We start from the raw sequence: 13,362 nt of genomic DNA on the forward strand, positions 1-13,362 counted from the left end.
CCTTACTCTTGCAGCGGCGCCAGCAACCGCGAACTCCACGACGCATAGGCGAAGTGAAGCAGCCGGTGCGGGTCGCAATCCTGGAGGGGGATGATTTCGCCGCGCGATTCCTTGTAGGCGACCACCGCGCGGAGGATCTTCTCCGGCGCATAGCGGTCCCGCAACGGCAGGTGCTGATGGAGCGTGCGCCACCCGGGGGCGGCGCCGTCAAGCGAGGCCGAGGCAAGCGCGCAATAGCACATGCCCCGGGAAGAGAGATGCCAGAGTTGCCAGTAGCCGGCTCGAGGCTCCACGCTGCTGCTTCCTTCTAGTCTGCAGGCGGGCGGGGGCTCCGGCCTGCAACGTTACTGGATCTTGGCCTTTTCCTTGAGGGCCTTCATCATGGCCTGGAACTGCTCGCGCTGCCAGTTCTGGTCGCCCATCATCATCTGCATCAGCTGGGGCTTGACCTCTTCGTAGCTCGGGATCTTGGCGTCGCGGGTGTCGACCAGTTCGATGATGTGCCAGCCGAACTGGGTCTTGACCGGCGTATCGGTCATCTGGCCCTTCTTCAGACCCGTCATGGCCGCCGAAAATTCCGGCACGTAGCTGCTGCTGTTGGCCCAGTCCAGGTCGCCGCCGTTCGCCGCCGAGCCCGGGTCCTTGGACGAGGCCTTGGCCATGTCCTCGAACTTGGCGCCGGCCTTGATCTTGGCGATGATGGCCTTGGCGTCGGCTTCCTTTTCCACGAGGATGTGACGCACGTGGTATTCCTTGCCGTTGCCGAACTGGGACTTGATCTTGTCGTACTGCTTGCGCAGTTCGGCGTCGCTGGCGCCGTGGGTCTTCACGTAGTCTTCGAACACCGCGCCGGCCAGCACGTTCAGGCGGGCTTGTTCCAGCTGCTCCTGCACGTCGTCACGCTGCGTCAGGCCGCGCTTGTTGGCTTCCTGCACCAGCAGTTCGCGGTCGATCAGCATGCTGCGCGCGCGGTCCCGCAACTCCGGGTTTTCGGGCTGGCCGGTGCCGGCGATCAGCTTGTCCAGCTTGGCCGAGGGAATGGCCTTGCCATTCACGACAGCGGCATTCTGGGCGGCTGCGGGCAGGCTGCCGGCAGCGAGCACAGCCGCCAGGCTGAACGAGAGGACGGTGGTCTTCATGGAATCAGGTCTGAGAGTTGCTGGAAGAACCGCGTGAAGTTTCGCGGGATTGAAATTCTTGATCGGTGAACGCGGTCACGGCCAAAGCGTGGATCTGCGTGGGGAACAGACCGCGCAGCGCATCATACACCATGCGGTGCCGCGCCACGCGGGAGTGCCCCGTAAAGCGCTCGCTGACGATGGTCACGTCATAGTGGCCACCGCCCGATGCCGCGCCGGCGTGGCCGGCATGCAACGCGCTGTCGTCGCGCACGACCAGATGGCTGGGGGCGAGCGCTTCGCGCAGCATCGCCTCGATAGTGGCGGGATCAGCTGCCATGTGTGTTCCTCGGGGATCTTGGAGCGAGGTCCGGAAGCCCCGGCCTCGCAAATGTGGCGCCGGCGTTCAGTCCGGCGTGTTTTCCTGCATGTGGCGTGACAGCCAGACACTTTGGGCGATGATGAAGACGAGCATCAGGCCCATGCTGCCAAACAGCTTGAAGTTCACCCAGACGTCCGTGGAGAACTGGAAGGCCACATACAGGTTCAGCAGCCCCATGGCGGCGAAGAACGTCGCCCAGGCCGCATTGAGGCGGCCCCAGACCGGGTCGGGCAGCGTGACCTGCTTTTCCATCATGGCGCGGATCAGGTTCTTGCGCCAGCCGATCACCGAGCCGATCAGCGCCACGGCGAACATCCAGTACAGCACGGTCGGCTTCCACTTGATGAAGGTCTCGTTGTGCAGGACCAGGGTGGCGCCGCCGAACACGCCAATGATCAGCAGGCTCACCCACTGCATCGGCTCGACCTTGCGGTGGCGCAGCCATACCCAGCCGATCTGCAGCACGGTGGCGCCGATGGCCACGGCCGTGGCGGTGTAGATGCCGGCCAGCTTGAAGGCGGCAAAGAAAAGGATGACCGGAAACAGGTCGAAAAGGAATTTCATGCAGGAATAGCCTGGGTTGGCGGGCCCGGCCGTGCAGCCGGCCCGCAGGCCGGCTGCACGGCCGGGCGCGTGTGCGTCAGCCGTCGCGCTCAGCCGGGTCGCGATCGTCGAATTTTAACGCAGCCGAGTTGATGCAATAGCGAAGTCCGGTCGGCGCCGGCCCATCTTCGAATACGTGGCCGAGATGGCTGCCGCATTCCTTGCAGCGGACCTCGACGCGCACCATGCCATGCGTGTGGTCGGCGTGTTCGGCGATCACCTCGCCGTTGATGGGCCGGAAGTAGCTGGGCCAGCCGCAGCCCGCGTCGAACTTGGTGGCCGATTCGAACAACGGGGTGCCGCAGCCTACGCACTTGTAGATGCCGTTGTCCCAGTGGTCCCAGTAGCGGCCCGTGAACGGGCGTTCGGTGGCGGACTCGCGCGCCACGCGGTATTCGATGTCGGAGAGTTGCTCGCGCCATTCGGCGTCGGTCTTGCTTGTGGTCATGCTGGATCCTTTCGGTAGGGGGCTGGCGTGCCATGCCGGCCTCACGCATTGGTCGCGGCCGTGGTCGGAACCTTACACCAGCCCGGACCGGCGTGCCGGCGGGCGTCCGGCCGAGTTCACGACGAGCAGCTCACTTCCAGGCCAGACGCCCAGTCCGGCGGCAGCGCCGCGTAGGCCTCCGATTCCGGTTGTTCGTCGAAGGGACGCGACAGCACCGCAAGCAGCTTGTCCACCTCGCTGAAGTCCTTTGCCCGCGCGTGGCGGATGGCGGTTTCGGCAAGATGGTTGCGCAGCACGTACTTGGGATTGACCGCCAGCATCGCGGCCCGCCGGGCGGTGTCGTTCGACTGTTCGGCCCGCAGCCTGGCCCGGTAGTCTTCTGCCCATGCGTCCCAGGCGGCACGGTCAGGGAACAAGTCGCGCACCGGCGCGTCGCTGGCGCCATCCATGGATGAGATATGGGCCAGGTTGCGCCAGAACAAGGTGTAGTCCACGTGCTGCTGGTGCAAAAGCTGGAACAGGCTGGTCAGCAGCGGCTCGTCTTCCTTGTCGCCGCCGGCGGGCATGCTCAGCCCGAGCTTGGCGCGGTAGTGGCGGAAGAACGCGCTGGCGTAGCGATCGCGGAACGGATCGAGTGCCTCGCGCGCCAGTGCCACGGCGGCATCGCGCGCGGCGTCGCCGGCGTCCGGCTCCAGCCACAACGGCAGCAGCGCCTGCGCCAGGCAGTGCAGGTTCCAGAACGCGACCTGCGGCTGCTGGCTGTACGCGTAGCGGCCCTGGGTGTCCGAGTGGTTGCAGATATGGTTGGCATCGAACGCGTCGAGAAAACCGAAGGGACCGTAGTCGATGGTCAGGCCGAGAATCGACATATTGTCGGTGTTCATCACGCCATGGCAGAAGCCGATCGCCTGCCAGTGCGCCACCATGTCGGCCGTGCGCAGCGCGACCTCGCGCAGCAGTGCCTGGTAAGGCTGGGCGGACTCGCGGCAGCCCGGCATGAAATTGTCGATGACGAAATCGGCAAGCTGGCGTACCGCGGCAACGTCGTCGTGCGCGGCGAAGTGCTCGAAGTGACCAAAGCGGATAAACGTGGGCGCAAGCCGCGTCACCACGGCTGCGGTCTCGATGGTCTCGCGCCGCACCGGCGCGTCGGAACCGATGATGCTCAGCGCGCGCGTGGTCGGCACCCCGAGCGCCGCCATGGCCTCCGAACACAGGTACTCGCGGATCGACGAGCGCAGCACCGCGCGGCCATCCGCCATGCGCGAATAGGGCGTGAGTCCGGCCCCCTTGAGCTGGATTTCCCACGGGCCGGCATCGGTCTGCGCCTGCGCCAGGCGGATCGCACGGCCATCGCCGAGTTGCCCCGCCCAGACGCCGAACTGGTGCCCCGAGTACACCGTGGCCAGGGTGTCTGCCCATTCGGGAACGCTGTTGCCTACGAACGCTTCAATGAACCCGGGCTGCGCCGATGCTGCGGCGGGCATGCCGAGCAGCGCAGCGGCGGACGGCGCGATGCTGACGAGGTAGGGCGAGGGCAGTGGCGTGGGGCGCAGGCGCGTGAAAAAGCGCTCGCCAAGCTCGGCAAAGCCGGGCGTCGTTCGGAATGGCGCCTCGAACGTCGCGCTGTTGCCGGCGGCATCGCGCCGGGCGGAAGGGGGATTCAGGGTATCGGACATTGTCTGGGGGCGGACCGCGCGGCAAGGGATTCAGGCATTGACTAGCGAATGCCGCGTGTGGGCGGTGCAGCGCCGGCATGCTGTTTGTCCCGGAAGTGCGCTTGCGTGCTAGGGAAAACGACATGTTGAGGCGCAACATGGCTCGCAGTATTGTACTTCCACATCCGGATCCGGCCCGCCAGGCTGCCTGCCAACGCAATCTTCTTCCCATTGATTGCGTCGATGAATCCGGTGCATGAATCTCACACATTTGCGGCCTCGAATATGGCAGTGCACAACGGAATCCCGTTGACGTCGATCCAGGGTGTGGGAACAATCGCCAAAAAATAGAACGGTTGTTCGTTTTCAGAAGAAAATTACTAAAATTCAGGAGACTGTTTCATGGCATTGATGGGTCAAATGATGAGCGCGCCGCTGCTCATTTCCTCGATCATCAAGCACGCTGCACGCTACTACGGCGGCACCGAAATCGTCTCGCGACGTACCGAAGGCGACCTGCATCGCTATACCTATCGCGACTGCGAGCTGCGCGCCCGCAAACTGGCCCAGGCGCTCGGTGCGCTCGGCGTAAAGCAGGGCGACCGAGTTGGCACCCTGGCCTGGAATGGCTATCGCCACCTCGAGATCTACTACGGCGTGTCCGGCATGGGCGCCGTCTGCCACACGATCAATCCGCGCCTGTTTCCGGAGCAGGTCGCCTATATTGTCAACCACGCCGAAGACGGCTATGTCTTCTTCGACCTGACCTTCCTGCCGCTGGTGGAAGGTATTGCGCCGCATTGCCCGAACGTGAAGGGCTGGGTGCTGATGAGCGATCGCGCCCATATGCCGGCCGAGTCCAAGGTTCCGCTTCTTTGCTATGAAGAACTGGTCGACGCCCAGGACGGCAACTACGAATGGCCGCTGTTCGACGAGAGCCTCGCGTCGAGCCTGTGCTACACGTCGGGCACGACGGGCAACCCGAAGGGCGCCTTGTACTCGCATCGCTCCACGGTCCTCCATTCCTACGCTTCGGCGTTGCCGGATGCACTGGGCTGCTCGGCACGCGACGTGATCCTGCCCGTGGTTCCCATGTTCCACGTCAATGCCTGGGGCCTGCCGTATTCGGTGCCGCTGGTCGGTGCGAAGCTCGTGTTGCCAGGCGCCAAGCTCGACGGGGCTTCGCTGTATGAGTTGTTCGAGCAGGAAAAGGTGACCTTCTCCGCCGGCGTGCCGACGGTTTGGCTGGGCCTGCTGCAGCATGTGCAGGCCAACAACCTGAAGTTCTCCACCTTCCGCCGCACCGTGATCGGCGGCTCGGCGGTGCCGCCGGCAATGATCCGTGCGCTGCGGGCCCTGGACGTCGAAGTCATCCACGGCTGGGGCATGACGGAGATGTCGCCACTTGGCACCACCTGCAAGCTGCTGGCCAAGCACGAGGAGCTGTCCGAGGAGGCGTGCCAGAAGGTCCTCGAGAAGCAGGGACGCGTCCTGTTCGGGGTGGACATGAAGATCGTCGATGGCGACGGCAAGGAGTTGCCGTGGGACGGCAAGGCCTTCGGCGACCTGCTGGTGCGCGGCCCGTGGATCATCGAGCGCTACTTCCGCAATGATGCGAACCCGCTCGTCGACGGCTGGTTCCCGACCGGCGACGTGGCCACCATCGATGCCGACGGCTACATGCAGATCACTGACCGAAGCAAGGACGTGATCAAGTCCGGCGGCGAATGGATTTCGTCCATCGATATCGAGAACGTGGCCGCGGCCCATCCGGCCGTGCATATGGCCGCCTGCATTTCCGTGTACCACCCGAAGTGGGACGAGCGGCCGCTGCTCGTCGTGGTCAAGAAGCCGAACGCCGAAGTCACCAGGGAAGAACTGCTGAAATTCTTCGAGGGCAAGGTCGCCAAGTGGTGGATTCCCGACGACGTGGCCTTTGTCAGCGAGATCCCGCTGACCGCCACCGGCAAGATGCAGAAGCTCAAGCTGCGCGACCAGTTCAAGGACTACCGCCTGCCGGCAGTGTAAGGCGGAAACGGGCATCCGCCACGCCGTGCCTCGCTTGCGGCACGGCGCGGGCGGGGCACCGGCGGGCGCGTGCAGAGCGCTGGAAGTCCCGCCCGGCAAGCCGCAATCGATGATCGATGACAAGCCAACGACAAGAGTGAAGGAGACAGGTATGACCAAAATGCGTCCGCTGGTGGCCGGCGTGGCCGCGTTCGCGGCACTGGGTTCTGCGCTGGTTTCGGGCACGGCACTCGCGGATACGGTGAAGATTGCCTTCATCGATCCGCTCTCGGGGCTGATGGCCCCCGTTGGACAGAACCAGCTCAAGAGCTGGCAGTACGTGGCCGAGGTGGCCAACCAGAAGGGATGGGGCGGCCCGCACAAGTTCGAGGTGGTCGGCTTCGACAACAAGCTGTCGCCGCAGGAGAGCCTGACTATCCTGAAACAGGTGGCCGACCAGGGCATCCGCTATATCGTGCAGGGCAACGGCTCGTCGGTGGGCCTTGCGCTGGAAGATGCGGTGGCCAAGCACAACGAGCGCAATCCGGGCAAGGAAATCGTCTACCTGAACTACGCCGCGGTGGACCCGGACATGACCAACAGCAAGTGCAACTACTGGCATTTCCGGCTCGACGCCAACTCCGACATGAAGATGGAGGCCCTGACCACCTATCTGGCCAAGGACCCCAACGTCAAGAAGGTCTACCTGATCAACCAGAACTACTCGTTCGGCCACCAGGTGGCGCGCGCGGCCAAGGACTACCTGAAGCGCAAGCGCCCGGATATCCAGATCGTCGGCGAAGACCTGCACCCGCTCGCGCAGGTCAAGGACTTTGCGCCGTACGCGGCCAAGATCAAGGCCTCGGGCGCCGATACCGTGATCACGGGCAACTGGGGCAGCGACCTGGCGCTGCTGATCAAGGCCGGCAAGGACGCCGGGCTGACCACCAACTACTACACGTACTACGCGGGCACCACCGGCGTGCCGACGGCAATGGGCTCCGCCGGCGCCGAGCACGTCAAGTACGTCGGCTACTACAATCCGAACAACGAGGGCTTCAAGGGCGCCGACATCATCGAGGGCTACAAGAAGAAGTACAACGACGACTTCTACGTGATGGCTGCCTACACCGGCGTAGCCATGCTGGCCAGGGCCGTCAAGGACAGCGGCTCCACCGACCCGGTCAAGGTAGCCAAGGCCATGGAAGGCATCAAGGTCGACAGCATGAATGGGCAGGTGGAGATGCGCAAATCCGACCACCAGGCCCAGCAGTCGCTGGTGGTGGCCACGTGGACCAAGGTCAACGGCAAGGACGTCAAGTACGACCAGGAGAACACCGGCTACGGCTGGAAGACCAATGCGCTGATGGACCAGTACGTCGCGGCGCAGCCGACTTCCTGCCAGATGAAGCGGCCGGGCTGATCCGCCCACGGCGGGCCGGCCGGCAGCATAAAGCCGGCCGCCCGATCCTGCATACTTTCGGTCGAAAATGGGGAGCGCCGGGATGCGATGCATCCGGCTCGATGGCGCTCGTCCTTGTCGAAACCGGATGGCTGTGCCGCGGCGCAGCCTGATTGAAGGATAAGTTGTGGAATTCTTCGTCATCTCACTGCTGAACGGCATCAGCTACGGGCTGCTGCTGTTCATGCTCTCTTCAGGCCTCACCCTGATCTTCAGCATGATGGGCGTGCTCAATTTCGCGCACGCCAGCTTCTATATGCTCGGGGCCTACTTCGCCTATACCGTGGCCAGCAAGGTCGGCTTCTGGCCCGCGCTGATCCTGGCGCCGCTGCTGGTGGCTGGAGCCGGCGCACTGGTGGAGCGCTTCGGCCTGCGCACCGTGCACAAGTACGGACACGTCGCCGAACTGCTGTTCACGTTCGGGCTGGCCTACCTGATCGAGGAGGGCGTCAAGCTCGTGTGGGGCCTGGCCGCCGTGCCGTATCGCATTCCGGCCGAGCTGGATGGACCGCTGTTTACGGTCTTCACTTCGTCATTCCCGAAATACCGCGCCTTCATGATGCTGGTGTCGCTCGGCATGCTGGTGGCGATCTATCTCGTGCTCACGCGCACGCGCATTGGCCTGGTGATCCAGGCCGCGCTGACGCACCCCGAGATGGTCGAGGCGCTCGGCCACAACGTGCCGCGCGTGTTCATGATGGTGTTCGGCGGCGGCGCCGCGCTGGCGGGGCTGGCCGGCGTGATCGGCGGCAATGCCTTTGTCACCGAGCCATCGATGGCGGCGGCGGTCGGCTCGATCGTCTTCGTCGTGGCGGTGGTGGGCGGCATGGGGTCGCTGGTAGGGGCGTTTATCGCGTCGATCCTGATCGGCGTGCTGCAGACCTTTGCGGTGACCATCGATGCGTCGCTGGCCGGGCTCTTCAGCAGCATCGGACTGGCCGTGACCGACGCCACGCCGTTCTATTCGCTGTGGAAGCTCACCGTGGCGCAGGTGGCGCCGGTGCTGCCTTACCTGCTGCTGGTGCTGATGCTGATCTTCCGGCCGCGCGGCCTGATGGGAACCCGGGAGAGCTGAGCCATGAGAGTCGAAACGACGATGGAACAACGCCGTGAAGCGGTCATCACCGGCCGTACCGTGCACTACAAGCCGCTAAACCTGGCGCGCTGGCTGATATGGGGCATGACCGTGCTGGTGATGCTGGTGCTGCCGCTGATCTTCACCGGCGGGTTTGCGATCACGCTGATGTCCCAGATGGGCATCATGATTATCTTCGCGCTGTCCTACAACATGCTGCTGGGCCAGACCGGCATGCTGTCGTTCGGGCACGCGGTGTATTCGGGCCTGGGCGCCTTCATTGCCGTGCACGTGCTCAATATGATCGGCGCGGGCAAGGTGTGGCTGCCAGTGTCGATGCTGCCCCTTGTGGGCGGCGTGGCCGGCGCCTTCTTCGGCGTGCTGTTCGGCTACGTGACCACGAAGAAGTCGGGCACCACATTCGCCATGATCACCATGGGCATCGGCGAGATGGTGTTCGCCAGTTCGCTGATGTTCCCCGAGTTCTTCGGCGGCGAAGGCGGCATCTCGACCAACCGCGTGGTGGGCGACCCGTTCCTCGGCATCACCTTCGGTCCCGGGCGCCAGGTGTACTACCTGATTGCCGCGTGGTGCCTGGTGTCGATGGTGGCGATGTATGCGTGGACGCAGACGCCGCTGGGCCGCATCGCCAACGCGGTGCGCGACAACCCCGAGCGCGTCGAGTTCATTGGCTACAACACGCAGCGCGTGCGCTATCTGGTGCTGATCCTGTCGGCGTTCTTTGCGGGCATCTCGGGCGCGCTGTCGGCCATCAACTTCGAGATCGTCTCGGCAGAGAACGTCAGCGCGGTGCGCTCTGGCGGCGTGCTGCTGGCGGCGTTTATCGGCGGCGCCGGCGTGTTCTTCGGGCCGATCATCGGCGCGGTGGTCTTCATGCTGTTCGCGGTCGCGCTGTCGGACCTGACCAAGGCGTGGCTGCTGTACCTGGGCCTGTTCTTCGTGCTGATGGTGATGTTCGTGCCGGGCGGCATTGCCAGCCTGCTGCTGATGCAGATGCCGCTGCTGGCGAAGGGCAAGTTCAGGCAGATGCTGCCGTCCTATGGCCGCGCAGCGGCAGCGGGCGTGGTGCTGCTGGCGGCCATGATCCTGACCGTCGAACTGGTCTACAAGGTCCAGGTCGACAGCGCCAACGGGACCGGCATGTCGCTGTTCGGCATCGGCTTCGATGCGGCCACGCCGATACCGTGGGCGGTCGCCGCCGTGCTGTGGGTGGCCGGGCTGCTGGCATGGCGCATGGCGGTAGCGCGCGTGCGCGCCGCGTGGGACAAGGTGCAAGGCGAAATCGCGGGAGGCAGGGCATGACAGCGGCACTGGAACTGACCGATGTGCGCAAGAAATTCGGCCAGACGGAGATCATCCGCGGCGTGAACCTGTCCGTTCCCAAGGGCGAGCGCCACGCGCTGATCGGGCCCAACGGCGCCGGCAAGTCGACCACGTTCAACCTGATCTCCGGGCGCTTCGCGCCGACTACCGGCTCGGTGCGGCTGAACGGACAGGAAATCGGCGGACTGCAGCCGTTCGCCATCAACCGCATGGGGCTGTCGCGCAGCTTCCAGATCACCAATATCTTCCACCGCCTGTCGGTGTTCGAGAACCTGCGCTGCGCGGTGCTCTGGTCGCTCGGCTACAAGTACTCGTTCTGGCACCGCCTGTCGGCGCTGCGCGACGCGCGCGAGCGCGCCGACGAAGTGCTGGAGCTGATCGGCATGCAGCACCGGCGCGAGTCGCAGGCGGGGCTGCTGACCTATGCGGAGCAGCGCGCGCTGGAAATCGGCATCACCATCGCCGGTGGCGCCGACGTGATCCTGCTCGATGAACCCACGGCCGGCATGAGCCGCTCGGAATCGGACCATGCCGTCGAGCTGATCCGCAAGGTCACCGCGGGCAAGACGCTGGTGATGGTCGAGCATGACATGAGCGTGGTGTTCGGACTGGCCGACCGCATCTCGGTGCTGGTCTACGGCGAGGTGATCGCCACCGATACGCCGCAGGCCATCCGCAACAACCGCAAGGTCAAGGAGGCTTACCTGGGTACCACGCTGGATGAAGGCGCCACCGAAGGAGCGCACTGATGGCAAAGCGCATGCTGGACGTTACCGGGCTGCACGCCTACTACGGCAAGAGCCATATCCTCCACGGCGTGGACGCGCATATCGATGAAGGCGAGATCGTTGCGCTGCTCGGGCGCAATGGCGTGGGGCGCTCGACCATGGCCAAGGCCATCCTCGGCATGGTGAAAGCCGAGGGCTCGGTGCGTTTTCGCGACGAGGAAATCCTGGGCCGCCGCACCTTCGAGATCGCCCATCTCGGCATCGGCTACGTGCCGGAGAATCGCGACATCTTCCCGACGCTGACAGTGCGGCAGAACCTGCTGCTCGGCGAGAAGCGCAATCCGCGCCAGGCAAAGCCACGCTGGTCTATCCAAGATATGTTCGCGATGTTCCCGCGCCTGAAGGAGCGCGAGAATACCGCGGCGGGCGTGCTGTCAGGCGGCGAGCAGCAGATGCTGACCCTGTGCCGCACGCTGATGGGCGATCCCGACCTGATCCTGATCGACGAGCCGACCGAAGGCCTGGCGCCGATGATCGTGACGCTGGTGGGTGACTACCTCAAGACGCTGAAGGAGCGGGGCGTGTCGGTGCTGCTGATCGAACAGAAGCTGGCCATCGCGCTCGATATCTCGCAGCGGGTGTACGTGATGGGCCATGGGCACATCGTGTTCGAAGGCACGCCGACCGAACTGAAGGCCAATGCGCAGGTGCGCAAGGAGTGGCTGGAGGTGTAGAGGCTCAGGTCACGTCCGGTTCACCACCGGACGCGACCGGATATCCCGCTTGTGCAGCTTGCCTGGCCGCGACTTTCGCCGTCTTCGGCAGCTCGAACGGCATATCCTCATAGTCGATCAGCCGCGTCTTCCTGACGATACGGTAACCGAGCCACAGCGCCAGGAACACCGGCACGCCGATATAGGTGGCGATGATCTCGGGCCAGCGGTTGGGAATGTCCGCGAAGGCCTGATAGTTCTGCCCGGCCACGATCACGAGGCAAAGCACGCCTGCGAAGAGCGGGCCGAACGGATACAGCGGCGAGCGATAAGCCAGCGCATTGACGTCATAGCCCTGGCAGACCAGCCCGCGGCGGAAGCGGTAGTGGCTGAGGGCGATGCCGAACCACGCGAAGAAGCCCGTCATCGCCGACGTATTGAGCAGCCACAGGTAGACCGCCTTGTCGCCGAACAGCGAGCTGAAGAAGCACAGCGCGCCAATAGCCGTGGTGACCACCAGCGCATTGAACGGCACGCCGTTCACGGTCAGCTTGCCGAGCCAGCGCGGCGCGCGTCCGCTGACGGCCAGGCCGTACAGAATGCGCGTGGAGACATACATGCTCGACGTGCCGGCCGACAGCAGCGCGGTCAGCACCACGGCATTCATCAGGCCGGCGGCGAAGGCCAGCCCGGCGTGGCGGAATACCAGCGCGAACGGACTCACGCCGACGTCGGTCACGTCATTGCGCAGCAGGTTCGGATCGGTATAGGGAATCAGCACGCCGATGATCAGGATCGCGATCACATAGAACAGCAGGATGCGCCAGAAGGTCTGCCGGATCGCGCGCGGGATGGTCTGGGCCGGGTTCTCCGCCTCGCCGGCGGCCACGCCGACCGTCTCGGTGCCCTGGAACGAGAAGCCCGCAATCATCGCCACGCCGATCATGGCCGGTATGCCGCCGACGAACGGCGCGTCGCCGAGGGTGAAGTTGTGCCAGCCCGATTGCGGCCCGCCCTTCATGATGCCGAAGATCATCAGCAGGCCCACGCCCAGGAACACGATCACCGTGATCACCTTGATCAGCGCGAACCAGTACTCGGCCTCGCCGAAGCCGCGCACCGAGAACGCGTTGAGCGCGAACATCAGCAGCAGGAAGCCCGCACTCCAGGCTAAGCCCGGCATGCCGGGAAACCAGAACTGCATCACCAGCTGCGCCGCCGTGAGCTCCACTGCAATGGTCACGGCCAGGCTGAACCAGTAGTTCCAGCCGAGCGCAAAACCGAAGCCTTCGTCGACATAGAGCGCACTGTAGGTGACGAAGGAGCCGGCCACCGGCATGTGGACGGCCAGTTCGCCCAGGCTGGTCATCAGGCAGTACACCATGAAGCCGAGCAGTGCATACATCAGCAGCGCGCCACCAGGGCCGGCCTGCGCGATGGAAGCACCCGAGGCGACGAACAGCCCCGTGCCCACGGCGCCGCCGATGGCGATCATGGTGAGATGGCGCGCCTTGAGCTTGCGCTGGAGATCGTCATGCTCGACGACCGGGTGCTGGTGCGGATGAGGGTGGGAGTGGGAAGACATCAGGGTCGCTGGAACTTCGCCTGCCCGGACCTCTTCTGGAGATCCGGGGCCGAAAAATGAAAAGCCGGGAGTCTAACCTGTCTTTTTTGGGAATCGTCCGCCGAGCTCAAATTAAGTCGCATACTGGCCTTGATCCGCAGCGTTGACTTCGCGAAAGTGCGGCGGGCGCCATGGGTTTTTCCGCAAACGCTTGGCTGGACAAGGGTTTATCCGGGTGCGGGGCCGTGGGCCCATGCACG

The 13,362-nt window shown here is 64.5% G+C and carries 13 protein-coding genes; 6 read left to right on the forward strand and 7 right to left on the reverse strand.

The window, feature by feature from the left end; all coding sequences use genetic code 11:
* Nucleotides 1–2: 2 nt before the first annotated feature.
* From ACIGJC_RS06825 to ACIGJC_RS06850, 6 genes are all read right to left on the reverse strand, one after another.
* Complete coding sequence (locus ACIGJC_RS06825; RefSeq protein ID WP_483711247.1) at nucleotides 3–293, reverse strand: hypothetical protein; 291 nt, start codon at nucleotides 291–293, stop codon at nucleotides 3–5.
* Between the two features lie 51 nt (nucleotides 294–344).
* Entirely contained in the window at nucleotides 345–1,139 is a 795-nt protein-coding gene (locus tag ACIGJC_RS06830; protein ID WP_483711248.1) for a peptidylprolyl isomerase, read from the reverse strand.
* 4 nt (nucleotides 1,140–1,143) lie between these two features.
* Nucleotides 1,144–1,458, reverse strand: a complete 315-nt coding sequence (locus ACIGJC_RS06835; protein ID WP_483711249.1) for a BolA family protein — start codon at nucleotides 1,456–1,458, stop codon at nucleotides 1,144–1,146.
* Between the two features lie 66 nt (nucleotides 1,459–1,524).
* Entirely contained in the window at nucleotides 1,525–2,064 is a 540-nt protein-coding gene (locus ACIGJC_RS06840; RefSeq protein ID WP_483711250.1) for a septation protein A, read from the reverse strand.
* A gap of 76 nt (nucleotides 2,065–2,140) precedes the next feature.
* On the reverse strand, nucleotides 2,141–2,551 hold the full coding sequence (gene msrB, locus ACIGJC_RS06845) for a peptide-methionine (R)-S-oxide reductase MsrB (RefSeq protein WP_483711251.1): 411 nt from the start codon (nucleotides 2,549–2,551) through the stop codon (nucleotides 2,141–2,143).
* A gap of 116 nt (nucleotides 2,552–2,667) precedes the next feature.
* Nucleotides 2,668–4,230: a protein adenylyltransferase SelO gene (locus tag ACIGJC_RS06850; protein WP_483711252.1), complete on the reverse strand. Its 1,563-nt coding sequence runs from the start codon at nucleotides 4,228–4,230 to the stop codon at nucleotides 2,668–2,670.
* A 381-nt stretch (nucleotides 4,231–4,611) separates the two neighbouring features.
* Here ACIGJC_RS06850 and ACIGJC_RS06855 point away from each other — a divergent pair, with 381 nt between their 5' ends.
* The 6 genes from ACIGJC_RS06855 to ACIGJC_RS06880 all read left to right on the forward strand — a co-directional run bounded on the left by ACIGJC_RS06855 (nucleotide 4,612) and on the right by ACIGJC_RS06880 (nucleotide 11,559).
* The gene (locus ACIGJC_RS06855; protein WP_483711253.1) at nucleotides 4,612–6,237 is read left to right on the forward strand and encodes a 3-(methylthio)propionyl-CoA ligase; all 1,626 of its coding nucleotides are present in this window, start codon (nucleotides 4,612–4,614) and stop codon (nucleotides 6,235–6,237) included.
* Between the two features lie 151 nt (nucleotides 6,238–6,388).
* Nucleotides 6,389–7,639 carry a branched-chain amino acid ABC transporter substrate-binding protein gene (locus tag ACIGJC_RS06860; RefSeq protein WP_483711254.1) on the forward strand — a complete coding sequence of 417 codons (1,251 nt, stop codon included), beginning with the start codon at nucleotides 6,389–6,391 and terminating at the stop codon, nucleotides 7,637–7,639.
* Nucleotides 7,640–7,805: 166 nt separating this feature from the next.
* Nucleotides 7,806–8,753 carry a branched-chain amino acid ABC transporter permease gene (locus ACIGJC_RS06865; RefSeq protein ID WP_483711255.1) on the forward strand — a complete coding sequence of 316 codons (948 nt, stop codon included), beginning with the start codon at nucleotides 7,806–7,808 and terminating at the stop codon, nucleotides 8,751–8,753.
* Between the two features lie 3 nt (nucleotides 8,754–8,756).
* Nucleotides 8,757–10,076, forward strand: coding sequence for a branched-chain amino acid ABC transporter permease (locus ACIGJC_RS06870; protein ID WP_483711256.1), 1,320 nt, complete (start codon nucleotides 8,757–8,759; stop codon nucleotides 10,074–10,076).
* Nucleotides 10,073–10,846, forward strand: a complete 774-nt coding sequence (locus ACIGJC_RS06875) for an ABC transporter ATP-binding protein (protein WP_483711257.1) — start codon at nucleotides 10,073–10,075, stop codon at nucleotides 10,844–10,846. The genes ACIGJC_RS06870 and ACIGJC_RS06875 overlap by 4 nt, the downstream gene beginning before the upstream one ends.
* Nucleotides 10,846–11,559 (forward strand): ABC transporter ATP-binding protein, encoded by a 714-nt coding sequence (locus ACIGJC_RS06880; protein ID WP_483711258.1) that lies wholly within the window; start codon nucleotides 10,846–10,848, stop codon nucleotides 11,557–11,559. Before ACIGJC_RS06875 ends, ACIGJC_RS06880 begins: the two co-directional genes overlap by 1 nt.
* Before the next feature lie 4 nt (nucleotides 11,560–11,563).
* On the opposite strand, the gene ACIGJC_RS06885 is transcribed toward ACIGJC_RS06880, so the two are convergent.
* Nucleotides 11,564–13,123 carry an amino acid permease gene (locus tag ACIGJC_RS06885; RefSeq protein ID WP_483711259.1) on the reverse strand — a complete coding sequence of 520 codons (1,560 nt, stop codon included), beginning with the start codon at nucleotides 13,121–13,123 and terminating at the stop codon, nucleotides 11,564–11,566.
* Nucleotides 13,124–13,362 lie beyond the last annotated feature (239 nt).

The sequence above is a fragment of the Cupriavidus sp. C3SS-1 genome (assembly GCF_057073755.1).

Excerpts from the sequence above, each read along its gene's own strand:
- ACIGJC_RS06830 (WP_483711248.1), bottom strand. The coding sequence starts at position 1,139 with ATGAAGACCACCGTCCTCTCGTTCAGCCTGGCGGCTGTGCTCGCTGCC.
- ACIGJC_RS06835 (WP_483711249.1), bottom strand. The coding sequence starts at position 1,458 with ATGGCAGCTGATCCCGCCACTATCGAGGCGATGCTGCGCGAAGCGCTC.
- ACIGJC_RS06840 (WP_483711250.1), bottom strand. The coding sequence starts at position 2,064 with ATGAAATTCCTTTTCGACCTGTTTCCGGTCATCCTTTTCTTTGCCGCC.
- msrB (WP_483711251.1), bottom strand. The coding sequence starts at position 2,551 with ATGACCACAAGCAAGACCGACGCCGAATGGCGCGAGCAACTCTCCGAC.
- ACIGJC_RS06850 (WP_483711252.1), bottom strand. The coding sequence starts at position 4,230 with ATGTCCGATACCCTGAATCCCCCTTCCGCCCGGCGCGATGCCGCCGGC.
- ACIGJC_RS06855 (WP_483711253.1), top strand. The coding sequence starts at position 4,612 with ATGGCATTGATGGGTCAAATGATGAGCGCGCCGCTGCTCATTTCCTCG.
- ACIGJC_RS06860 (WP_483711254.1), top strand. The coding sequence starts at position 6,389 with ATGACCAAAATGCGTCCGCTGGTGGCCGGCGTGGCCGCGTTCGCGGCA.
- ACIGJC_RS06870 (WP_483711256.1), top strand. The coding sequence starts at position 8,757 with ATGAGAGTCGAAACGACGATGGAACAACGCCGTGAAGCGGTCATCACC.
- ACIGJC_RS06875 (WP_483711257.1), top strand. The coding sequence starts at position 10,073 with ATGACAGCGGCACTGGAACTGACCGATGTGCGCAAGAAATTCGGCCAG.
- ACIGJC_RS06880 (WP_483711258.1), top strand. The coding sequence starts at position 10,846 with ATGGCAAAGCGCATGCTGGACGTTACCGGGCTGCACGCCTACTACGGC.
- ACIGJC_RS06885 (WP_483711259.1), bottom strand. The coding sequence starts at position 13,123 with ATGTCTTCCCACTCCCACCCTCATCCGCACCAGCACCCGGTCGTCGAG.